The following is a 22,920-nucleotide window of genomic DNA, read 5'->3' as shown; positions in this document are numbered from 1 at the left end:
CGCGGGGAACGGCGTACACGGTCTGCGCATGGTGTACGCATGCGCGTCTTTACAAGGGCTCCATTCATGTTCATCCAGATCCCCGATGTGCTCACGTCTGCCCAGGTCAGGCATTGCCGCCAGGTGCTCGAAGCGTCGCAGTGGGTCGATGGCCGTCTGACTGCCGGCGACCTCGCGGCGAAATTCAAGAACAATCTGCAGATTCCGTCCGAAAGTATGGAGGCGCGCGAACTGGGCGAGCTGATTCTGAACGCGTTGGGCGGCAATGCGACTTATCATTCGGCGGCGCTTCCGTTGCGCGTGCTGCCGCCACGCTTTAACCGCTACGACGTGGGCATGACGTTCGGAATGCACGTCGACAATGCGATTCAGTCTGTACCTGGCACGGGCGGCGCGCGCATGCGCGCGGACGTATCGAGCACGATCTTTCTCTCAGAACCAGACGAATACGAGGGCGGTGAACTCGTGATCGACGATGCGCACGACGAGCGCTCGATCAAGCTCCCGGCCGGCCACATGATCGTCTATCCGGCTTCGACACTGCATCGTGTGACGCCAGTGACGCGCGGCAGCCGGTGGGCCTCGTTCTTCTGGGCGCAATCGCTGGTGAAGGACGAGACGAGCCGCACGATGCTGTATGAGCTCGACTGCGCGATCATGGCGATCCGCAGCGAGATGGGCGATGAGCACCCCGCGGTGCATCGGCTCGTGAATCACTATCACAACCTGTTGCGCCGCTGGTCGGAACTGTGAGCCGCGTCATGCACATTCTCCCGGTCCATCGGTCCCCGGCTAAGCCTTGTCCTGCTGGCTAGCGGCGAAAACCTGCGCGAGTTCCGTTGCACCGAAGCGCTGTTCGCCCACTCCGGCTTCGATATCGATGTGCCCCGCGTTGTGCGCGTCGTACAGATCGACGATCAGTTGCGCGTGCCCGTCGCTGAGTCCTCCACGCAACAGGGTGGCGGTCCATGCGTCGCGCGGTAGTTCACGTGCTGTGACCGGGCGGCCGCTGACTTCGCTCAATACGCTCGCAACGCCATATGCGTCGACGCGTCGCGGACCTTCTACACTCACGATACGCAACGGCGCTGCTGCTGCGTTTTCCTCAAGCAGAAGTTCCGCCGCGAGCTCCCCAACGTCCTGGGCCGCGACCGTCGGAAACCGCTTGTCGAGCGGATGATGCAGACTCGGCAACTGACCGGTTGCCAGCGCCACAGGCATCACGCGATTCCAGTTGTGCATATGCTCGGCCGCCCGCAGCAGGATGAGCCGTGTCCTCGATCCAGCGAGCGGTTTTAGTTGCGTTTCGAGGTAGTGAAACAGCATCGTGATGCCGGTGCCTTGCTCGATCTGCGCGCCGTAGTCGGATAGCGCGAGCAGAACCGCTGGCGGGTGCGCACGCAGTGCGGTCGTCGCAGCGTCGATCATGCCGCGCATGGTGCGTTCGGGATGAGGGTCGCCCTGCGGCACCGGGCAAAGCATCTGTACCGCGGTCGCTCCTTCCAGTGCCTGCGCGATCGAAGCGCTGTCGCTCAAGTCCGCGAACGCGACACTGCAGCCGAGCTGCGCGAACGGTTCGCCTTGCTGCGCGTGACGCACAACAGCCCGAACCGGTTTGCCTGCGCGTCGCAGCGCGGCAATGCTGGCGCGGCCCACGTTGCCTGAAGCTCCAAAGATCACATACACGGTCTGCTCCTTGTCTGTCTGACGATGAAGCGATCGTAGACACGGTAGCCGCACACCGCGCGCAGACGCGGATCGCGGTGCGCAGATCTGGATGACGATTCTCGCGGGCGCGGATCGCGCGATATGGCGGCGTCATGCAAAACGACTCGAAACGCAGCACAATGGCCGCAGACCCGCTCCTGTGCAAGGACCCGCGATGACCTCCGCCACGCCACACCCGTTACCCCATTCGAACCCGCAAGCGAGCCTGCGCTCCAGTTCCGGCCGTGGCTGGAAGGGCTTCGGCGCGGAACTGGTCGCCGTTCCAGCTGGCCTGCACCGGGTCCCGCCGAGCTTGCATCATCGTGTGGGTGTGCACGTCGGCGCGCCGGTCAAGGCCCGTTGTATGTGCGACGGTCGACGCTCGTCGCGCATCCAGGCGCATGGCGACGCCGATGTGATTCCGGCCGGGCTCGACGGCGAGTGGACCGATGAAGCCGATTGCACGATTCTGCGGATATGGATCGGCAGCGAGTTCGCGCGCACGACGTTCGAACAACTCGGTGTGTCCGCGTCGAGCGCACAGATCGAGCCGCGTTTCCAGATGCGCGATCCGCGCTTCCAGCATCTCGCGTGGGCGCTGCGCGCCGAGCTCGAAGCCGACGACAGATCCGACCCGCTGTACGCGGAAAGCCTTTGCACTGCGATGCTCGTGCGTTTGACGCACGGGGCACCGGCACTCGTCGAACGGCGTCGCACGTTGGCGCCACGCACGGCGGCGCGGCTGATCGACTACATCGAAAGCCATCTCGATCAGCGCCTTACGTTGACCGAACTGGCTGCGCTCGCCGAACTCAGCGTGCCGCATTTCAAGGTGCTGTTTCGCGAGACGCTCGGCATGCCGGTGCATCGCTATGTCGTGCAACGACGTGTCGAACGGGCCCGCATGCTGCTGTTGCAAGGCAAGCTGTCTGCAAGCCAGGTCGCGCTCGACACCGGCTTCGCGCATCAGAGCCACATGGCGCACTGGATGATGCGCCTGCTCAACGTGACACCGCGTGAGCTCGTCAAATCGACGAAACATGCGATGCGCATTGCAGAATCGTCGAACAACGGTGAGCGCGTCGCAACGACGTCTTTGCTGCAGTCGCGTTAAGCAGTTTGCGTGCGGGGCAGCGCGAACTGGCGTGGAGTTCGCACACTATTGCTCATGTGATCGCTTCGAGTGCTAAATACGCCGACTTCGCACCGGAGACCGTCATATGCCGAAATCAAAAGGTTCTCGTGTTGCCGCCTGGGCGCTTGCTGCCGCGCTGGGCAATGCGTCGCTCGCTGCGTTACTCACGCTCGGTGTCCCTGCGAGCATCGCTCCGGCCGTTGCCGCAACCTCGGCCGCAACCGACAGCTACGCTACCACCCGCTATCCGATCGTGCTCGTGCATGGTCTCGCCGGTACCGACAAATTCGCCGATGTGGTCGACTACTGGTACGGCATGCAGGCCGATCTCGAACAGCACGGCGCGACCGTGTATGTCGCGAATCTATCGGGCTTTCAAAGCGACGTCGGACCCAATGGCCGTGGCGAGCAGTTGCTGGCGTACGTGAAGCAGGTGCTGGCGGCTACCGGAGCAACCAAGGTCAATCTGATCGGCCATAGCCAGGGCGGTCTCACGTCACGCTACGTCGCAGCCGTCGCGCCCGAACTCGTTGCGTCGGTCACGACGATCGGCACGCCGCATCGCGGCTCCGAGTTCGCGGACTTCGTACAGCAGGCATTGCAGAGCGATCCAACCGGACTGTCTACGCCGATCATCGCAACCTTTGCGAACATTTTCGGCGCGCTCACGAGTAGCACGCACAACACGAACCAGGACGCGATCGCTGCGCTGAATGCGCTAACGACGACAAGCACCGCGAACTACAACACGCTTTATCCGAGCGCGGGACTTGGTGCACCGGGCTCGTGCCAGACAGGCGCTCCCAGCGAAACCGTGAACGGCAACACACACCTGTTGTACTCGTGGGCGGGCAGCGCGATCCAGCCCGTGACGGTACTCGGTGTGACCGGTGCGGTCGACACGAGCGTCGGGGTTGCCGACAGCGCGGAGGTGCTCGATATCTCGACGCCCGTGCTGTATGCGACCGGTACCGTGATGATCGGTCGTCAGTCCGGTCCGAACGACGGGGTCGTGTCGGTATGCAGCGCGCTTTACGGCCAGGTGATCAGCACGACCTACAAGTGGAACCATCTCGACGAGATCAATCAGTTGCTCGGGGTACTCGGTGCCAATGCTGCCGATCCGGTCGCTGTGCTGCGCACTCACGCCAATCGGCTGATGCAGCAAGGTGTCTGACCGATGGCGCTCGCGCATGAGCGACGCGTCCGCACGCGCAGGACATGGTTCGTTGTCGCCGCGCTCGCGGCGTCAGCGGCTGCGGCGTTCTGGCTCGATTCGACAACACATCGCGGGCATCGCGCGCGTGACGCGGCGCTTGCGGACCAGTCTCGTACGACGCAATTCGCCGCTGTCGATCCGGCTGTTGCGGCGGCGCAGTCGACGCTGAATGCGTTGCCGGATTCGCTGCAAGGATCGTCGCCGCCGCGTTTGCCGCTCGAAGCCGGTGGCCATCTGGCGCATAGCCGTGCGGTCCGCGACTTCTTCGATTACTTTCTGAGCGCGACCAGCGAGCGTTCGGCCCAGGCGCTCGATGCACTCGTACGCCGCTACATCAAGATCCAGCTGGAAGGCACACCCGCTGCCGACGAAGCCGTGGACGCGTGGCAGCGCTACTCGGCATACCGCACCGCACTCGATCAACTGCCACAACCGGCCGCAACGCCCGGCGGCAAGCTGGATCTCGACGCGATGCATCTCGTACTCGACGAACGTTCGTTGCTTGCCTCACGTGTAATGGGCGAATGGAGCGCGCCGTTCTTCGGTACCGAGTTACAGCAGCAGCGCAACGATCTTGCGCGGCTGCGGATCGCATCGGACCCGTCGCTGAGCGCTGCCGATAAAGCCGCGCGGCTTGCCGCGCTCGACGCCGTGCTTGATGCCGCGTTACCGCCGGCCGAACGCGCGATACGCGAGCGCGTGCAGCAACAACAGGCATCGATCGACGCGATCGCGCAGATGCAGAAGCAGGGCACCTCGCTCGATGCGATGCGCGCACAGGTCACGCAGACGCTCGGTCCGCAGGCGGCCGCACGCGTCGTGCAGATGGAGCAGGACGAGCAGGCATGGCAGGCGCGCTACGCCGACTATGCGGCGCAGCGGGCGCAGATCGATCAGCGGGGGCTTGCGCCGCAGGATCGCGATGCGCAGATCGCTCAACTACGGCAGCGGTTTTTCACACGGCCTAGCGATGCATTGCGCGCGGCGTCGCTGGATCGGGGCGCAGGCGGCTGAGCGCTAGCGGCTCGACTCTTCACTCAATTTCCCGCATTGACCATCGATTTTCGAGCCGTGTACTAGCCCGCTCGAGAGCCACCCATGGCTTAACACCTCAATCCATGCCCCACAACGGGCCATTCCCGGCGTTTTAACTTTGCTTAACATTTTAAAAGCCGAAATTTAACAATCCATGACAGTAGTTTTTCCGAGATATCTCGAAAATACATTCACACGCTGCGGTACTGAATGACGTGTGTGGTAATCGCCAGATTTAGCACACGGGCCAGGTTCGATTTAGCGGTACCAGCAACGGACAATCGCTACGGGGCGAAAGCTGACGCTCGCAAGAGAAGTCGGCGCTCGGGGAGAACAAGAGCGGATCGGAGTTCGCCAGGCTTTTGGGGAGGCGGGACGGCTGTGCAAAAGATCCCGATTGCGGCGACGGCGACAACGGCAGGTGCGTAGTCGGCGGGCATGAGCAACGTCCGGGCGGACGTCATAGTCGATGGGGTGCGCGTGATCTACGAGGGGAGATCATGCAGCGTCACCGTCCAGCTCAGCCACGATGGCAGCGCGCAGGCACGCGTTGGGTGCGACACCGGAAATCCGGATGCGACGCCCGATGCAGCGAAAGTGCCTGACAGGTTGTCGCCGTCGCATTTTTGCGAGGTTGCAGGAAGACGTCGGCAGGACACAAGAACATAGCAGTTGCGAGCAGCACCAGAATACTCGGACGAGGCGGCGGGGCCATCCGGCGAACAGACCGGCATGAAGCAAGGGAAGGGGCGCCCGCGCAACAGCGGGCGCACGATCAAAGCGGCGCGCTCCATCGCGCGCCCCGCGGCGGGACCGCGCGAAGAGACCAACCAGACGGTACCGGCACGACAGGAATCCGACGTAGCGACATCGAACGCGATGCCGCTACGTCGATACCTGCGCGCAGGTTTAATCCGTCATCTGACAATCCTTAAACGATTTAATCCAGGGCCCTTCTTATACTCGTCGATTGTTAAAAGTTTTCACGATTGCGCGCATATCGCTGTGACGACGGCACGTGAAACCTGCAAGCGAAGCAGGCAACGACAGGAAGAAGGGATGTTGTCCTTACGCAGGGAAAGGGATGCTTTTTAGACCTGGCACGACCCGTCTTCCGCTCAGGGCAAGCGAGCGGTCGCGCAAGACCGAACGCCGCCTGCAGCGCGTCGAACTGGATCCGTCGACCGATGCTCACGCGCGTGCCGCAATCGAGGCATACGCGGATTCGTGCGCGAACGACATGCCGTGGCTTGCGGAGCTGCTGCGTGCATCGGCGGTGCCTGAAGCGGGCGCGCTGACACACTGCGCCGCGACCACGCAGCGCGTTTTCGCGCTCGCGCAGCAATGGGCGGCGCAGCAACCCGACTACGCGCACGCCGCCTGGGAGCACGTACGCATCCACCTGGACGCGGCACTGCAGGTCAGGACGCCCGCCAGCGATGTATCGAATTCGACGGCCGCGTCGGGCGTCTCCGACCCGGCCCCGCGTCTGCAGCTTGAAAGAGAGAGCCCGGCTACGCCCGGGCCGGAACCTGAGAGAGAGTAGGCGGCTCGCCCGCGAGCCGGAAAGCCACAAAGCCGGATGCGAATACAGCGCATCCGTAAGGGGATGGCTGTTTTTCGATTATGATGAAAGCCCCGATCGCAAACGCAGGGCGACATGGCCGACATGTCGCCCTGCGTGCACGATGGACTGGATACCTCGCTGTACGGAATCATCTTGAGGTGTCCGGCGCTTTGTCGATGATCGATCAATAGCGTTGCTTCTGGTGCATATCGCATCGGCCGGCAACGAAGCTATCCAGATCCGACGAACATTGTTGCGCTGCGGGGTTTTATGAGAATTGCAGTTCTGGATGATGATCCGGCTCAGGCCGATTTTGTGTGTGCGACGTTGTCGGCGGCGGGGCACATTTGCCACGCGTTTGCCGAAGGGCGAGCGCTCGTGAAACAGTTGCGCCGCCAGACCTTCGACTTGCTGGTGCTCGACTGGAACGTGCCCGACATGTCCGGCGACGAAGTCCTGCGCTGGGTCCGGCAAAGTCTGTCGGAGCGCTTGCCGGTGCTGTTCATGACGAGTCGCAGCCGCGAAACCGACATTACGTCGATGCTCAACACGGGTGCCGACGACTACGTCGTGAAGCCGGTGCCGGCAGGTGTGCTGCTAGCGCGTGTCGGCTCGCTGCTGCGGCGCGCGTATCACCTGAACTCGGTGGCGGCCAAAGAGGTATTCGGCGAGTACGAATTCGATGCGAGCGCGAAACAGGTGCAGGTGAAAGGCACATCGGTCGCGCTGACGGCGAAGGAGTTCGATCTGGCGCTGCTGTTGTTCCAGCATCTGAGCCGGCCGCTGTCGCGTGCACATATTCTCGACGTGATCTGGAAGCAGGCTACCGAGATTCCGTCGCGCACGATGGACACGCACGTGTCGATGCTGCGCGCGAAGCTCGGGTTGCGTCCGGAGAATGGCTATCGGCTCACACCGATTTACGGTTATGGTTACCGCCTGGAGCGGATAGAGAAGGGGGATGCGTGACTAGTGCGTCAGCCGTGACTTCAATCACACCGGTAGTGCCGCCGTTGCGGCTGCGCCGGCGGGCGTTGCCGTTTGCGCTCGCGTGTTTGGTTGCCACGTCCGGGTTGCTGTCGGAACCCGCCGCCGCACAAAAGCCGAAGCCTTCCACGGCCCAGGCCACGACCCCTTACGTCACGAAAGCCGGCGATACGCTCTATGAAATCGCCGCGCGCTATCTACGCGATCCAGGCGACTGGAAAGCATTGACCCGCCTGAACCATGTACCCGCGCCGCGTCGTTTGCCGGCCGGGATGCAGTTGCGTCTGCCGGTTGCGTTGCTCAAGCAGGAGCGCATGTCGGCCCGCGTGATTGCGACGAGCGGTCCCGCCGAGCATGCGTCCGGCAACAGTCCCTACACGCCGCTTGCCACCGACATGACGCTCGGCGAGGGCGATCACCTGCGCACCGGCCCAAACGGCTTCGCCACGCTCGAACTGGCCGACGGCTCGCATCTGTCGGTGCCGCAGAACAGCCAGATCGATATCGGCTCGCTGCGTCAGACCGTGCTGACCGGCGTCAACGATCGCGTCATCGATCTGCGGCATGGCGAAGTCGACAGCGAGGTGACACACGCGGTCAAGAAAGACGATCGCTTCCAGATCCGCTCGCCTTCGGTGGTGGCCGGTGTGCGCGGGACGGTGTTTCGCGTGAGTTACGATCGCGCCGATCAATCGACGGCGGTCGAAGTGCTCGACGGCGCGGTTGGCGTCGATTCCGCGGCAACAGCACCGCGCGCGCCGGGCGTTCCACTCAACGCCTCCTCGCAACTCGTGCCCGCGCACTTCGGTAGCGTCACGCATGCGAGCGGTGCCGTAGGCGGTCCGGTCGAGTTGCTGCCACCGCCGGCTGTTGCCGATCCCGGCAAGATCCAGGATGCCAAAGACGTCGTGTTCGACGTCGTGCCGTCGGCCAGCGCCCGCGGCTACCGGGTACAGATCGCGCGCGATGCCGATCTGCTCGACATGATCCGCGACCAGCGCGTAGGCGAACCGAAGGCATCGTTTGGCGACGTGCCGGATGGCACGTACTTCGTACGCGTATCGAGTATCGACGTCAACGGTCTGCAGGGCCTGCCGCAGGTCTACGCGTTCGAGCGTCGTCAGCTCGGGCTGACCGCATCCGCCGCGCAACGCGCCGGCACACACGATTACGAATTCCGCTGGTTCGTCGGCCGCCAGGGTGTGCCGACCCGGTTCCGCTTCGTGCTCGCCGGTTCCGCCGATCTGCACGATCCGATCATCGACCGCCCCGACCTGACGAACGGCCAGATCGTGATCAGCGACCTGCCGAAGGGCGTCTACTACTGGACCGTGATCGCCGAGCAGTTCGAGAACGGCAAGTTCTATGCAAAGGGCAGCTCGGTCCGCTCGTTCACACTCGCCCGCTGATGCCGGCACGGGAGGCTCGCGCATGAGTCTCGATCCGCGGGCGCGCCTCGGGCGTCCAGTCGGGCGCCGGTTCCTTTTTGAGTGGGCGGGCATCGGCTGCTTCGGCCTCATCGTGATTCTGCTCGGCGCGTTGGGGCGCCTCACCACCGGCGTCGACCATCTGGTCTACGACCGCCTGCTGGCCTTTCATCCGGTACCGGTACTCGACAAGCTGGTCGTGGTCGAGATCGACAATGCGAGCATCGCGCAAATTGGCCGCTGGCCGTGGTCGCGTAACGTTCACGCGCAACTGCTGGCGCGGCTCGCGCAGGCGCAGCCGGCCGCGGTCATCTACGACGTGCTCTTCACCGAAACATCGTCTGACGATAGTTCGTTTGCCCGCGCAATCGCTGCTAACCGGACCTACCTGCCGGTGCTGCTGAGCCCGGAAGGCGCCGATGGCAACCGCGATATCGTCAAGCCGGTCGACCCGCTCGCGCAGGCTGCGGCGGGCCTCGGTCACATCAATCTCGAAGTGGACGGCGATGGAATCGTGCGTAGTGTCGCGCTGTTCGAAGGCGACGCGCGCTCGCACTGGCCGCAACTCACCGTGCCGTTGTGGCGCGCGATTGGCGCCGGCAAGGTGCCGCTCGCGTCGCCTTCGGGTGCCGCGTGGCATGTGCCCGGTCCGCAGTTCGACGGCAATAGCGAGTCGCGCTTCCTCATCCCGTTCAGTCCGCTAGCCGAAAGCTATCGCAAGGTGTCGTTTGCCAGCGTGCTGAACGGCGAGGTGCCGCCCGACGTCCTGCGCGGGCACATCGTGCTGATCGGTGCGACCGCGTCGGGCCTCTACGACCGGTTTGCCACGCCGGTGTCGGGCGAGCTCGGTCTGCTGCCGGGTGTCTACATTCACGCGAACGTGCTCGACGCGCTGCTTACCGGCCGCACGATCGAGCCGACTCAGGGCTGGCAGGTCTTCATCGTCTCGCTGCTACCGCTCGCAGTGTTGCTGGCCGGTTTCCTCGTGTTGTCGCCGTGGCGCTCGCTGCTGCTTACGGCGGGTTTGTGCGCGGCGATGGCCGCGGGCAGCGCTGCGCTGCTATACGGTGCGCGGATCTGGATGTCGCCGATGCCGGCGATCGTCGGATTGATCGCGGTCTATCCGATCTGGAACTGGCGCCGCCTCGAAATGACGATGTCGTATCTGCGCAAGGAACTGCAGCGTCTTGCCGACGAACCGTACCTGTTGCCAGGCGCGCCGCGCCAGCGTGCCGACTTCGGCGGCGATGCGCTCGAAAAACACATGGCGCTGATGGCGCAGGCGGCGCAGCGCGTGCAGGACATGAAGCGCTTCGTGTGGGACAGCCTCGACAGCGTACCTGAACCGATTCTCGTGAGCGATGTTCAGGGTGTGGTGCTGATTGCGAACCAGGCGGCGAAGGCGCACTTCGCGCGGCTCGGTGCGCCGACGCCGGAAGGCAAGCCGATCCGCGAGGTGTTCGGTGACCTGACGTACGTGAAGTCGATCGATGAGAACGCGGATGGCGACGGTTTTGCACGCACGCACTGGCCCGCGCTGCTCGACCCGGCGCGCTCCGAGTTCGCGGCGTTGATGGAGCGCGGCATCGAAGTGCAGGATCGCGACGCGCGCGATCATCTGCTGCGCTATGCAAAGTGCGCGAATGCACAGGGCGAGGCGACCGGGTGGATCGCGGGTCTCGTCGATGTGACCGCGTTGCATGAGGCCGAGCGGCATCGCGAAGATGCTTTGCGGCTGTTGTCGCACGACATGCGCTCGCCGCAGGCGTCGATTCTCGCGCTGGTCGAGATCGAGCGCTCGCGTATCGAATCGGGCCGCATGCAGGAACTGCTCGAACGGATCGAGCGTTATGCGCAGCGTGCGCTGACGCTGGCCGACGATTTCGTGCAACTGGCCCGCGCGGAATCGCAGACCTATGTGCTGGAGCCGGTTAATTTCGCCGAACTGCTGATCGATGCGAGCGACGAGGTCTGGCCGCAGGCCCATGCGAAGCAGATTCGCCTCGAAACACCGCTGCCTGACGCAGAAACAGACGCAAGCGATGCCGGCGACGCCGAAGCAACTGCCGTAGACGACACCTACTGGATCTGCGCGGACCGCTCGCTGATCACGCGTGCGCTCGTCAACATCCTGAACAACGCGGTCAAATATAGCCCGCCCGATACGCGCATCGTCTGTACGATTGAGCGCGTCGAGGGCACGCCGGCCCATGTGCAATGTACGATTCGGGACGAGGGCTACGGCATTCCAACCGAGCAGCAGGCGAAGCTGTTCGAACGTTTCCGGCGTTTTCACGAGTCGGAGCGGCCCGAAGTGGGCGGCGCCGGGCTCGGCATGGCGTTCGTCAAGACCGTGGTGACGCGGCATGGCGGCGACGTCCACGTCGACAGCGAGCCCGGTAAGGGCACGGCGTTCACCGTGTCGCTGCCGGCACTCGACGAGACCGACGCGCAGCCATTCGAGGTGGACTGATGAACACGGACACGGATACGGACACACACGCGGACCGCACTCTTATCGGAGCACGAACATGATGAAACTGAGGTCGATCCGCACCACGCTCGCTGCGGCAAGCTTCGCGGTGGCGCTCGCGGGATGCGCCGGCGTGAAGACCGACGTGCATGCGTCGGCGCCGGCTGCTCCGCTGCAAGGCAAGACCTATGCGGTGACGCGTCTGCCGTCGCAGGATTCGAATCCGGCCTATGCGCAGTACGAGGCACTCGTGCAGAGCGAGCTCGCAAAGTATGGCTTCAGCGCCGCAAACGATGCCCATACGCGCTATCTGCTTTCGCTGGCCTATGAGACGCGACCCGCAACGGTCGGTTTCGCAGCAGGCGACTGCGCGGCGGTGGCGAGCGCCGCCACCGCAAACTGCCGCAGCCCCGGCGAAACCTCCGTGTCCTTTTTCGGCCGTCGCGCGTATCGCCATACGCTGACGCTGCGCTTCCTTGAGCGTGCTTCCGGCGAGGAGGCTTACAAGGTCAGCGCGACGAGCCGCGATCACGACGCGGACCCGCTGCACGCAATTCCTTACCTGGTGAAGAGCGCACTCGCGCAGTTTCCGTACTCGGGGCATACGGACTGGCAGGTGAAGCTGCAAGCGAAGGACGAGGCTAGCGTACCGGACGTCGTCTCGGTTAAACCGGTCGAGCCCTGAAGCCTATTCGTGCGAGTGGTTTTCGTCGGGTGAGGACCACGCGCCGTCGCACCGTCGCGTCGCGATCGGCGCAAACCCATTATTGACGTGAGCGCGCCCTAGCTCGACGACGGTTCGCTTTCAGGCCAGCCGTTCTCGAACACACAGCCCGTGAGCGGCATGCGCGTCGCCCAGCCTTCTTTTTCGAGCATCGGTTCGTCGTAGAACTGCGCGACATGGCCGACGCACAGGATCGCCACCGGCCGCGCGCCGGCGGGCATATGCAGCAGCGCGGCGACTTCGTCGACGTCGAAGATCGACACCCAGCCCAGCCCCAGTCCTTCCGCGCGTGCGGCGAGCCACATGTTCTGGATCGCACATGCCACCGATGCGAGATCCATCTCCGGTAGCGTGCGTCGTCCGAACACATGCTTCTCGCGACCGTCCATCAAACCGACGACCAGCAGCTCGGCGCAATCGAGCATGCCCTCGACTTTCAGCTTCATGAACTCGTCGCGCCGCTTGCCGAGCGCATCGGCGGTTTTCAGGCGTTCGCGCTCGACGGTCGCATGCAGCGCGTGACGTAGTGCGCCATCGGTAATGCGCGTGATGCGCCAGGGCTGCATGTAGCCGACGCTCGGCGCGTGGTGTGCGGCGTCGAGCAGACGTTGCAGGGTGGGCGGATCGATCGGATCGCGCACGAAATGACGCATGTCGCGCCGTTCGTAGATCGCGCGATAGACCGCCGCGCGCTCGCTGTCGTCAAAGGGTTTCGCCATGGAACAGGGCGGCCGTGAAAGCCGGATTGGACGGCCAGTAGCCGTGCATATAGGTCGCGACGATCGAACCCCAGCGGTATACGGACTCGCCGCCCGCGGCCGGCCCCATGGCGTGCGGCCGGGTGGCGGTCAGTACGGGGTCGAGCGGGGTGGTCATCTGCGTGTAGTGAAACGTATGGCCTCTCAGTGTGCCGTGTCGCCCGTCCAGTTGTTGCATGCCGAGCGCCGCGAGCCGCGCCTGCATCGTTGCGCGGCCGGGTAGCAGTCCGAGCATCGGTGTCTGCGTGCCGTCGCTGTCCGTCAGGCTGTCGAGCAGGTACAGCATACCGCCACATTCCGCGACGATGGTTTTTTTCGCTGCTGCATGTGCGTGAAGCGAGGCTGCCGTGCGCGTGCTGCGCGCGAGCGTGGCGGCGTGTAGCTCCGGGTAACCACCTGGCAGATAGAGCGCGTGAGCATCGGTTGGCACGGCTTCGTCGGCGAGCGGCGAGAAGAACGCGAGCGTTGCGCCGAGCGTTTCGAGCAGCGCGAGATTCGCCGGATAGATGAAGGAGAACGCGGCATCGCGTGCGACGGCAATCCGCATTCCGTCGAGCAGGCGCGGCAGCGCAGTGCTTCCATGCGCAGCGGATGCGGGGGCGAACTCGACGGTGGGCGGCAGGGTGGCGAGCGCGGTTGCGGCGAGTGCATCTGCTACGCGGTCGAGTCGAGCATCGAGATCGTCGATTTCGTCGGCGTGCCGTAGGCCCAGGTGCCGGTCGGGGAGTTCGATGGCGGCTTCGCTTGCCATGTGACCGGTCCACGCGATGTCCCGCGGCAAGGCTTCCTGCAGCAACTGCGCATGGCGCGCCGAGCCCACGCGATTGGCGAACACGCCATGAAACGGGACTTGTGGCCGGAATTTCGCAAGCCCAAAGGCGATCGCGCCAAATGTCTGCGCCATCGCTTTCGCCGAAATGACCGCGACGACCGGCACGCCGAACGTTGCGGCGAGATCGGCGCTGCTCGGTGTGCCGTCGAAGAGACCCATCACCCCTTCGATCAGGATCAGATCCGCCTGCGCCGCAGCCTCGGCGAGCAGGCGGCGACATGCGTCCTCACCGACCATCCACAGGTCGAGCGATTCGACCGGTGCGCCGCTTGCACGCTCGAGGATGGTCGGGTCGAGAAAGTCGGGGCCGGTCTTGAAGACCCGCACGCGCCGTCCAAGCCGCCGATGGTAACGAGCGAGCCCTGCCGTGACCGTCGTCTTGCCCTGACCCGATGCAGGCGCACTGATGAACAACGCGGGACACGCCGGCATCGCTCAGAACTCCACGCCGCGTTGTGCCTTCACGTGCTGCTCGCGATACGGATGTTTGACGAGGCGCATTTCGGTGACGAGATCGGCGGCTTCGATCAGCGCATCGGGTGCGTGGCGGCCGGTCACGACGACGTGCAGCGCGGCGGGCCGGGCGTTTAACACCGCAAGTACTTCGTCGAGTGGCAGGTATTCGTATTTCAGCACCGTGTTGAGTTCGTCGAGGATCACCATCTGGTAGTCGCCACTGTCGATCATGCGGCGCGCCTCGTCCCAGCCTTTGCGCGCGGTGGCGATGTCGGCGTCGCGGTCCTGCGTGTTCCATGTATAACCGTCGCCCATCGTGACGAAATCGCAGTGCGCCTGGGCGCCGAGAAAATCGCGCTCCGACGTATGTAGTGCACCTTTGATGAACTGCACGACGCCAAGCCGCATGCCATGACCGAGTATGCGCACGGCCATGCCGAACGCTGCCGTACTCTTGCCCTTGCCGTTGCCTGTGTTGACGATCAGCAGGCCTTTTTCGACGGTGGCCGTAGCCTGCTTCTTTTCGTGTCCTTCGCGACGCCGTTGCGTCATGCGTTGATGCGATTCGGGATCGGTTTTCATCGGTCGAGGTCCTGTTCAGTGGAAGCGGAGAGAGTGGAGTGAACGAGTGGATCGGCAACGAGTGCGACGGTGACGCCGTCGTGCACCGTCTTGCCGACGATCAGATAACCGTGAGGTGCCGCGAGTCGCGCGCACGGTTCGCACACACCATCAATGCCCAGATGCACTCGCGCGGCCGCCGAACGTGCAGGCGGCGCGAGCAGTACAGCCGCGATCTGCGTGGATGTGAAAAGACGCAGTGGCAACGCATGACGGGCGCAGAACTCGAGCAGGCCGGGTTCGTTCGCTTTGGTATCGACAGTAGCGATTTCCCGGATCTCGGCGAGCGAGCGCGTACCGAGCGCGGCACGCAGCGCGGCATCGATCTGATCGGCCGACACATTGCGTCGACAGCCGATGCCGGCGATCAGGGTCTTCGTCATGGGTGGATTTCGGATGTGGCGATGCGTGTCGGCAGACCGACGTCGCAGTAGCGATCGCTTATTACCTGGGCGCCGTGTGTCTGTCCCCCGCAGACCCGGCGTTCGGCGTCGTCATCGTCGAGTTCGACGATGACGTTCGCCCCCTCGTCTGGCCGGTATCCGGGCTGGCGGCCTCATGTCGTTGCCTTCCCATCCGCACGCGGCGGACAGTGGCTTCGAACGACATGTGCGGCTCGAAGGCCGCGGGCCGTTTACCGTTGCGGGGACAGCACAGGTTGAGCGCAATGCGCGCTTTCTGTTTCCCGTTTAACTGCACACGCGAGCGCGCGTGCGGGCACCAAACGAGCGCATACGATATCACAGCGCAACACGGTGCCTTCCTTGACGCAGCAAGGCCGGCGGCCTACACTCGCACGCACTCTGGTGCTCGCGTGCGCGCCTCCCGCGCACGCAGTTAAACGGGAAACAGGGCGTCCTCCCACCGCGGAACGGACCAACCTGTGCTGCCCCCGCAACGGTAAGCGAAAGCAGCGCGCAAGCGCTGCAAGACCGGCTTCGCTGCATGCACATCAACCCCGCATGCAATCGACCACTGCGCGACATGAGCGTCGCGTGGGAAGGTGAAGCGGTTCATTCGTTAGCCCGGATACCGGCCAGACAAAATGGGTTCGCGCCGCGGGGATGCGGCGTGTCGTCCACGATTTCCTTGTGTTTCCATTCGCGCCGTACTCCGCGTCATCGTCCCCGCGTTTCGTCTTCTACTGGCCTGTCACGGCGGCGTTCTGTCGTATGGACGAGCAGTTGAACGACGTATCGCGAAGCACGTGGCGGAGCCCTCCGGTGGCGTGGACACACGCGGGTTGTCGGCGAATCCCTCACCGCCACCACGGAGCAGCGATGCAGACACAGATGCGCAAGATTCCCGCCACGATCGTCACGGGCTTTCTCGGCAGCGGCAAGACGACCTTGCTGCGACATATTCTTCAACATGCCGGCGGCCTGCGCATCGCGGTGATCGTCAACGAGTTCGGCGAACTCGGCATCGACGGCGAGATTCTCAAGGGCTGCGGTATCGGCTGCGATGAGGACGGCCGCGAAACGGCGGGACAGGTCTACGAACTCGCGAACGGATGTCTGTGCTGTACCGTGCAGGAAGAATTTTTCCCGGTCATGGAGCAGCTTCTCGAACGGCGCGAGCAGATCGATCATGTGCTGATCGAAACCTCGGGACTCGCGTTGCCGAAGCCACTCGTGCAGGCGTTCAACTGGCCGACGATCAAGAACAGCTTCACGGTAGACGCCGTCGTCACGGTGGTTGATGGACCCGCTGCCGCGAGCGGCCAGTTCGCAGACAATCCGGTCGCCGTCGATGCGCAGCGCAAGGCCGATCCGAATCTCGATCATGAATCGCCGCTGCACGAACTGTTCGAAGACCAGCTCGCTTCCGCCGATCTCGTGATCCTCAACAAGACCGACCTGCTCGACGACGCGCAGCAGGCCGCTGTCGAAGCGCTGGTCCGTGAGGAGATTCCGCCGCAGGTGAAGATCGTCCGCGCGCAGAACGGTCAGCTCGACCTGCACGCATTGCTCGGGCTCGAGGCGGCGTCGGAAACCACGATTCATTTACGGCACGATCACCACGGTTCTGCCGACGATCCCGATCATCATCACGACGACTTCGATTCGGTGGTGGTGGAATGTACAGCGCTATCGCGCGAGGCGACGATCGCCGCGTTGCAGCAGCTCGTCGAGACGCACACGATCTATCGTGTGAAGGGTTTCGCGGCATTGCCGGGCGCGCCGATGCGGCTCGTCGTGCAGGGTGTGGGACGGCGCTTCGACAGTTACTTCGATCGGCGCTGGAGAGCGGACGAACAAGCGGACGAGCCGCAGAAGAGCCGCTTCGTGCTGATCGGCGAAGATCTCGACCAGGCCGCGCTGCAACGCGCATTCGATGCCGCATTGAACCCCGCGGTACACGCCGAAGCACAGCGGGCCTGACGCGCTATGCATCTGCTGCGTACCACGCCGGGTGGCTTCGTCGACGACACGGCCGGTGTCGTCCGGATCGATCAGCAGCCTGCGGACATCGTGGTACTCAGCTCGGCCGATACCACGCTGTCGCTGCTCGCGAGCGTCGTCACGCGGCTCGGTCCAGACTTCCCGAGCGTGCGGCTCGCCAACGTGACTTATCTGCGCCAACCCGCGTCGGTCGACTTCTATGTCGACGACGTGCTGCAACATGCGCGCGTCATCGTGGTCGACCATCTGGGCGGTGAAGCCTACTGGCCGTACGGCATCGAACAGGTGGTCGCGCTTGCTGGGCGACGTGGGCAGTTGCTGGCGATGTTTTCAGGCGATCTCCAGGAAGACCCGAACCTCGTCGCCAAAAGTACCGCCGATGCCGCGCTGTGCGAGCGGCTATGGCGCTATCTGCGCGAAGGCGGTCCGCAGAATGCCGAGGCATTTCTGCGCTGCATAGCGTGGCAGGCGTTCGGTTGGGGAAGTGAGCCCGCGTTGCCGCGACCGCTACCCGCTGCCGCCCTGTATCACCCGCAGCACGACCAGCCGACTATCGAAGCGTGGCAAACGCGCTGGCAAACTCACGCTGTAGCAGATAAAGCGCCGGTCGTCGCGATCCTGTTCTATCGCGCGCATCTGCAGGCGGCCAACACGGCGGTTTTCGACGCATTGATCGAAGAGCTCGAAGCACGTCAAATGAATCCACTACCCATCGCGCTCACTTCGCTGAAAGATGCAGTGAGCCGCGACGTGGTCCAACAACTGTGCGAGCGCCACAACGTTGCGCTGGTGCTGAACACAACCGCGTTCGCCGCTAGCGCAATCGACGATCCCGAACCGCTCGCGCTAGCCGGCGACGCGCCGGTAATGCAGGTAATCCTGAGCGGCGGCAACCGCGACGACTGGGTGAAGGACAACCAGGGACTCAATTCGCGCGACATCGCAATGCACGTTGCGCTGCCTGAAGTGGATGGGCGGATCATTACGCGCGCGATCAGTTTCAAGGGGCTCGCGTATCGCTGTGCGCATACCGAAGTGGATGTGGTGCGTTATCAGCCGGATGCGGAGCGCGTTGCGTTCGTCGCCGAATTGAGTCGACGCTGGTGCCGGCTGCGTCAGTTGCGTAACGACGAGAAACGACTCGCGCTGATTCTCGCCAATTACCCGCAGAGCGAAGGACGCATCGGCAACGGTGTCGGTCTCGACACGCCGGCGTCGGTGGTCGGCATTCTCGCGATGCTTCGCGACGAAGGCTATCGCGTGAGCGACCTGCCAGTCGATGGCGCCGGGTTGATGCAACGGCTCACGCAGGGCGTTACCAACGATCCGGCCGTGCGCGATCTGCGACCCGCGTTGCAAAGTCTCGCGCTCGCCGACTATCTCGCCTATTTCACGCAATTGCCCGAGGAAGTGCGCCATGCGTTGAACGCTCGCTGGGGACCGCCGGAAAGCGACCCGACGTTACGTCGTGGGCGCTTCATGATCGCCGGCTGGCGCTGCGGGAATGTGTTCGTCGGTATCCAGCCGTCGCGCTCGCGCGGCGAAGGCGACTACGCGAGCTATCACGATGCGGACCTCGTACCGCCGCATGCGTATCTCGCGTTCTATGTCTGGCTGCGCGCACATTTCGGCATCGATGCGGTCGTGCACGTCGGCAAGCACGGCAACCTCGAATGGTTGCCGGGCAAGAGCGTCGCGCTGAGCGATACGTGCTGGCCCGACCTCGTGCTTGGGCCGTTGCCGCATCTGTATCCGTTCATCGTCAACGATCCGGGCGAGGGTAGCCAGGCGAAGCGGCGTGCGCAGGCGGTCATCATCGATCATCTGATGCCGCCGCTCACGCGCGCGGAAAACTATGGACCGCTGCAGGATCTCGAACGGCAGGTCGACGAGTACTACGATGCGCTGATGGTCGATGCGCGGCGCGCAAAGCTGCTGCGACGCACGATACTTGCGACCATCGTCGAGCATCGGTTGCACGGGGAACTGAGCCTCGCCGAGCCGGTCGGGCAGGATGCCGAAGACGCAGTGCTGACGCGCGTCGATGCGTGGCTGTGCGAGTTGAAGGAAGCGCAGATTCGCGATGGTCTGCATACGTTCGGGCAATCGCCGGAAGGTGTGCAACGCCGCGATACGCTGCTCGCGCTTGGGCGCTTTCCGGTCGGCGATGGGCAGGGTGCGAATGCTGGTTTGATCGATGCGCTTGCGCGCGACCTGCAGATCGATCATCTGTTCGATCCGCTGTCGGCGGACTGGTCCGCACCGTGGAGCGGGCCGCGTCCCGCGCTGCTTGAGCGGGTCAGCGATGCGCCGTGGCGGCATAACGGCGATGCGCGTGAGCGGCTTGAGGGGCTGGCGGCTGCGTTGTTAGCGGTGTTGTGCGACGGCGCGGGTGTTGGTGTAGACGCACACGCAGCCGTACCACCGTGGCTACCGGCACCGGCCGAATTACCCCATGCCGAGCGCGTCCTCACGCGCTTGCGCAACAGCGTGCTACCGAACCTCGACGCATGCGGCGAACAGGAAATGCGTCACCTGCGGCGCGGCCTTGAAGGCCGCTTCGTGCCACCCGGCCCGAGCGGTTCGCCGTCGCGCGGCCGCCCCGATGTGCTACCCACCGGCCGCAACTTCTACTCGGTCGACACGCGCGCAGTGCCGACCCAGGCCGCGTGGTCGCTCGGGCTCAAGTCCGCGCAGCAACTGATCGAACGACATCTGCAGGAACACGGCGACTATCCACGCGCAATCGGTCTCTCCGTATGGGGCACAGCGACGATGCGCACCGGCGGCGACGACATCGCCCAGGCCATGGCGCTGATCGGCGTGCGGCCGAAATGGGCAGCGGGCAGCCATCGCGTGACCGATTTCGAAATCATGCCGATCGAAGCGTTCGACCGGCCGCGCATCGACGTGACGCTGCGCGTGTCGGGATTTTTCCGCGATGCGTTCGCGAACGTGATGCATCTGTTCGACGCCGCGGTGCAGGCCGTGGCGGAACTGGACGAACCACCCGAACTGAACCCGATCCGCGCACGCGTGATGGCCGAGCGCGACGCATGGATTGCGCGCGGGCTCGATCCAGCAACGGCGCGTCAGCGCGCCGGCTGGCGTGTGTTCAGCTCGCGTCCTGGCGCATATGGTGCGGGCTTGCAGCAGATGATCGACTCGCGTCAATGGCAGACCGACGCGGATCTCGCGAACACATACCAGGCGTGGGGTGGCTACGCGTATGCGCAGAAGAGTGCCGGCGACGCAGCGCACGACGCCTTCGGCACGCGGCTCGCCACGCTCGACGTCGTGCTGCAGAACCAGGACAACCGCGAACACGACGTGCTCGATTCGAACGACTACTACCAGTTCCAGGGCGGCATGGCCGCGGCCGTGCGGCATCTGGCCGGCGCGCAGCCACATATCTACCACGCGGATCACAGCAATCCGGCGGCGCCGCGCGTGCGCACGCTGCATGAGGAAATTGCGCGTGTGATCCGCTCGCGCGTCGTGAACCCGAAGTGGCTGGACGGTGTAAAGCGGCACGGCTACAAGGGCGCGGCAGAAATCGCCGCGACCGTCGACTATCTGTACGGCTACGATGCGACTGCGCGCGTCGTCGCTGATCATCAGTACGCGCTCGTCGCCGATGCATACCTGAACGACGCCAACACGCGCGCGTTTCTTGAAAAGCACAATCCGCACGCACTGCATGCGATCTGCGAGCGGTTGCTCGAAGCGATGCAGCGCGGACTGTGGCAACAGCCCGGTGCGTATCGCGCGCAGCTTGAAGATCATCTGCTGGCGAGCGAGCAACATATCGAAGGAATACGGTCATGAATGGGTCACTGCCTGCCTTTCCGTTCACCGCGTTGATCGATCAACAGCCGCTGCAACAGGCGCTGCTGATCGCAGCCGTCGACCCCGGCATCGGCGGCGTGCTGGTCAGCGGGCCGCGCGGCACGGCGAAGTCGACCGCTGCGCGCGCGCTTGCCGAACTGCTGCCCGAAGGCCAGTTCGTGACACTGCCGCTCGGCGCGAGCGAAGAGCGTTTGATCGGCACACTCGATCTCGACGCGGTGTTGCGCGATGGTGCCGTGAAATTTTCACCGGGGTTGCTCGGCCAGGCGCATCGAGGCGTGCTGTATGTCGACGAAATCAACCTGTTGCCCGATACGCTCGTCGACGCGCTACTCGATGCCGCTGCGAGCGGTGTGAACACCGTCGAACGCGATGGCGTATCGCACAGCCACGATGCGCGTTTCGTGCTGGTGGGCACGATGAATCCGGAAGAGGGCGAGTTGCGACCACAACTGCTCGATCGTTTCGGCCTGATGGTGGAGCTGGAGAACTGTTTCGATCCGGCCGTGCGGCAGCGCATCGTCAAGGCGAGACTCGCCTTCGATCTCGATCCGCAGGGTTTTCGCCGTGCTTACGCAACGCAGCAGTTAGATGTCGTGCAACGGATTCGCGCGGCGCGTGCCGCGTTATCCGCACTGTCCTTCGACGATGCCGTACATGCGCTGGTAAGCCGACTCTGTATCGAGGCGGCCGTCGATGGTTTGCGCGCCGATCTCGTGATGCTGCGCGCTGCGCGCGCGCTGGCAGCGCTCGACGGTGCCGATGCGGTGACCGTGGCGCATGTCGAGCGGGTCGCAGCCTCGGTGTTGTTGCATCGACGGCATGCGGACGATGCGTCGGCAGAGGCCGGCACGTCAGAGCAAGAAGCGCAAGAAACAACGAACGCAAGCGCTGATCAGCAGACGGAAAGCGATCAACGCAATCGATCGCAGGCAAAACCCGATGGATCGGCTAGCGACTGGGGCTATCTGCCGCCGCAGCCGGCCGGCATTGCGAACGTCAAAACCGTCGTTCCGCTCGCCGCAAAAAAACGCTAAGCCACCGGAACGGTGCCGCCGCTGATCAGCCCAGCGGTTTCCGGTGGTTGCAAGGCACCCGCAGCCGCACGCGTACCCGTACTGTCGACGGCGCACCCGGCACACGCATCGCATGGCCCGCCACGCTCGCGGCGAAACGTCACGCGCCGCTGCGCGCCGACCATCTGCGCTTCGTGCGCGAAGCATCGCGAAGCGGCGAACTGCATTGCTTCGCGCTCGATTGCTCCGCTTCGATGCTTGCCGGTGCGCAACTTGCGCTTGCGAAGGGTCTACTGGTCGCGCTATTCAACCGCGCCGCACGCGAACGTGCGGAAGCGGCGCTGATCTGTTTCGGTGGCACACGTGCAGATTTACGGTTCGGGCCCGCGGTGCCGCGCTGGTGGAACGAGCGCTGGCTGATGCCGATCGGCGGCGCGGGAGGCACACCGCTCGCACTCGGTGTGCGGCGCGCGGCGCATCTGCTCGAACGCGCGGCGCGCCGCAAGCCTGCGCAGCAGCGCTGGCTGTGGGTGTTGTCCGATGGCCGCAGTCGCGACTGGCCGGTGCGGCCCGCCGCCGCAGACCGGATCGTGTTCGTCGATTTCGAACACGCGGGAGTGAAGCTCGGGCGATGCGCGCAGCTCGCGCATGCCTGGGGTGCGCTACATTGCGTGCCCGAAGATTTGATAGAGCGCTGAGGTTTCGGCCC

At 64.2% G+C, this 22,920-nt stretch carries 18 protein-coding genes and 2 riboswitches; of the genes, 13 read left to right on the top strand and 5 right to left on the bottom strand.

From position 1 onward, the window contains the following. The first annotated feature begins 66 nt into the window (after nt 1-66). Nucleotides 67-753, top strand: coding sequence for a Fe2+-dependent dioxygenase (locus M0D65_RS31765; protein ID WP_266256008.1), 687 nt, complete (start codon nt 67-69; stop codon nt 751-753). A gap of 39 nt (nt 754-792) precedes the next feature. On the opposite strand, the gene M0D65_RS31760 is transcribed toward M0D65_RS31765, so the two are convergent. Continuing rightward, nucleotides 793-1,686, bottom strand: a complete 894-nt coding sequence (locus M0D65_RS31760; RefSeq protein ID WP_266256007.1) for an NAD(P)H-binding protein — start codon at nt 1,684-1,686, stop codon at nt 793-795. Between the two features lie 196 nt (nt 1,687-1,882). Between M0D65_RS31760 and M0D65_RS31755 the strand changes: the two genes are divergently transcribed. The 8 genes from M0D65_RS31755 to M0D65_RS31720 all read left to right on the top strand — a co-directional run bounded on the left by M0D65_RS31755 (nt 1,883) and on the right by M0D65_RS31720 (nt 12,235). Further along, entirely contained in the window at nt 1,883-2,821 is a 939-nt protein-coding gene (locus M0D65_RS31755) for an AraC family transcriptional regulator (protein WP_266256006.1), read from the top strand. 106 nt (nt 2,822-2,927) lie between these two features. After that, on the top strand, nt 2,928-4,019 hold the full coding sequence (locus M0D65_RS31750; RefSeq protein ID WP_266256005.1) for a triacylglycerol lipase: 1,092 nt from the start codon (nt 2,928-2,930) through the stop codon (nt 4,017-4,019). 3 nt (nt 4,020-4,022) lie between these two features. Further along, nucleotides 4,023-5,075 (top strand): lipase secretion chaperone, encoded by a 1,053-nt coding sequence (locus tag M0D65_RS31745; RefSeq protein WP_266256004.1) that lies wholly within the window; start codon nt 4,023-4,025, stop codon nt 5,073-5,075. 1,105 nt (nt 5,076-6,180) lie between these two features. After that, nucleotides 6,181-6,642: a hypothetical protein gene (locus M0D65_RS31740; protein ID WP_266256003.1), complete on the top strand. Its 462-nt coding sequence runs from the start codon at nt 6,181-6,183 to the stop codon at nt 6,640-6,642. A 291-nt stretch (nt 6,643-6,933) separates the two neighbouring features. Next, entirely contained in the window at nt 6,934-7,632 is a 699-nt protein-coding gene (locus tag M0D65_RS31735) for a response regulator transcription factor (protein WP_091006084.1), read from the top strand. Nucleotides 7,633-7,739: 107 nt separating this feature from the next. After that, on the top strand, nt 7,740-9,059 hold the full coding sequence (locus tag M0D65_RS31730; RefSeq protein ID WP_266256028.1) for a FecR domain-containing protein: 1,320 nt from the start codon (nt 7,740-7,742) through the stop codon (nt 9,057-9,059). A gap of 22 nt (nt 9,060-9,081) precedes the next feature. Then, the gene (locus M0D65_RS31725) at nt 9,082-11,550 is read left to right on the top strand and encodes a CHASE2 domain-containing protein (protein WP_266256002.1); all 2,469 of its coding nucleotides are present in this window, start codon (nt 9,082-9,084) and stop codon (nt 11,548-11,550) included. 58 nt (nt 11,551-11,608) lie between these two features. After that, entirely contained in the window at nt 11,609-12,235 is a 627-nt protein-coding gene (locus M0D65_RS31720) for a DUF4136 domain-containing protein (RefSeq protein WP_266256001.1), read from the top strand. Between the two features lie 98 nt (nt 12,236-12,333). Here M0D65_RS31720 and bluB read toward each other — a convergent pair whose 3' ends face one another. Genes bluB through M0D65_RS31700 form a run of 4 tightly spaced genes read right to left on the bottom strand, consistent with a single transcriptional unit; the run spans nt 12,334 to nt 15,324 of the window. After that, complete coding sequence (gene bluB / locus M0D65_RS31715; protein ID WP_266256000.1) at nt 12,334-12,993, bottom strand: 5,6-dimethylbenzimidazole synthase; 660 nt, start codon at nt 12,991-12,993, stop codon at nt 12,334-12,336. Next, on the bottom strand, nt 12,977-14,296 hold the full coding sequence (locus tag M0D65_RS31710) for a cobyrinate a,c-diamide synthase (RefSeq protein WP_266255999.1): 1,320 nt from the start codon (nt 14,294-14,296) through the stop codon (nt 12,977-12,979). Before M0D65_RS31710 ends, bluB begins: the two co-directional genes overlap by 17 nt. 3 nt (nt 14,297-14,299) lie before the next feature. Further along, entirely contained in the window at nt 14,300-14,902 is a 603-nt protein-coding gene (cobO, locus tag M0D65_RS31705; RefSeq protein WP_266255998.1) for a cob(I)yrinic acid a,c-diamide adenosyltransferase, read from the bottom strand. Continuing rightward, nucleotides 14,899-15,324: a cobalamin biosynthesis protein gene (locus M0D65_RS31700; RefSeq protein ID WP_266255997.1), complete on the bottom strand. Its 426-nt coding sequence runs from the start codon at nt 15,322-15,324 to the stop codon at nt 14,899-14,901. Before M0D65_RS31700 ends, cobO begins: the two co-directional genes overlap by 4 nt. Before the next feature lie 132 nt (nt 15,325-15,456). Further along, nucleotides 15,457-15,681: riboswitch (cobalamin riboswitch) on the bottom strand. A gap of 47 nt (nt 15,682-15,728) precedes the next feature. Next, nucleotides 15,729-15,997: riboswitch (cobalamin riboswitch) on the top strand. Between the two features lie 224 nt (nt 15,998-16,221). On the opposite strand from M0D65_RS31700, the gene cobW reads away from it, so the two are divergent. From cobW to M0D65_RS31680, 4 genes are read left to right on the top strand one after another with little or no spacing between them, the layout of a single operon-like run. After that, complete coding sequence (gene cobW, locus M0D65_RS31695; RefSeq protein ID WP_266255996.1) at nt 16,222-17,325, top strand: cobalamin biosynthesis protein CobW; 1,104 nt, start codon at nt 16,222-16,224, stop codon at nt 17,323-17,325. A gap of 6 nt (nt 17,326-17,331) precedes the next feature. Continuing rightward, complete coding sequence (gene cobN / locus M0D65_RS31690; protein WP_266255995.1) at nt 17,332-21,174, top strand: cobaltochelatase subunit CobN; 3,843 nt, start codon at nt 17,332-17,334, stop codon at nt 21,172-21,174. Continuing rightward, nucleotides 21,171-22,232, top strand: coding sequence for an ATP-binding protein (locus M0D65_RS31685; protein ID WP_266255994.1), 1,062 nt, complete (start codon nt 21,171-21,173; stop codon nt 22,230-22,232). The genes cobN and M0D65_RS31685 overlap by 4 nt, the downstream gene beginning before the upstream one ends. A 47-nt stretch (nt 22,233-22,279) precedes the next feature. Beyond that, nucleotides 22,280-22,909 (top strand): magnesium chelatase, encoded by a 630-nt coding sequence (locus M0D65_RS31680; RefSeq protein ID WP_266255993.1) that lies wholly within the window; start codon nt 22,280-22,282, stop codon nt 22,907-22,909. The last annotated feature ends 11 nt before the right edge of the window (nt 22,910-22,920 follow it).

Origin of the sequence: Paraburkholderia sp. CHISQ3 (genome assembly GCF_030464945.1) — a bacterium.
Lineage (GTDB): Bacteria > Pseudomonadota > Gammaproteobacteria > Burkholderiales > Burkholderiaceae > Paraburkholderia > Paraburkholderia megapolitana.
Note: the sequence above shows the minus strand (reverse complement) of the source record. Positions and strands in the feature narration are given on the sequence as shown.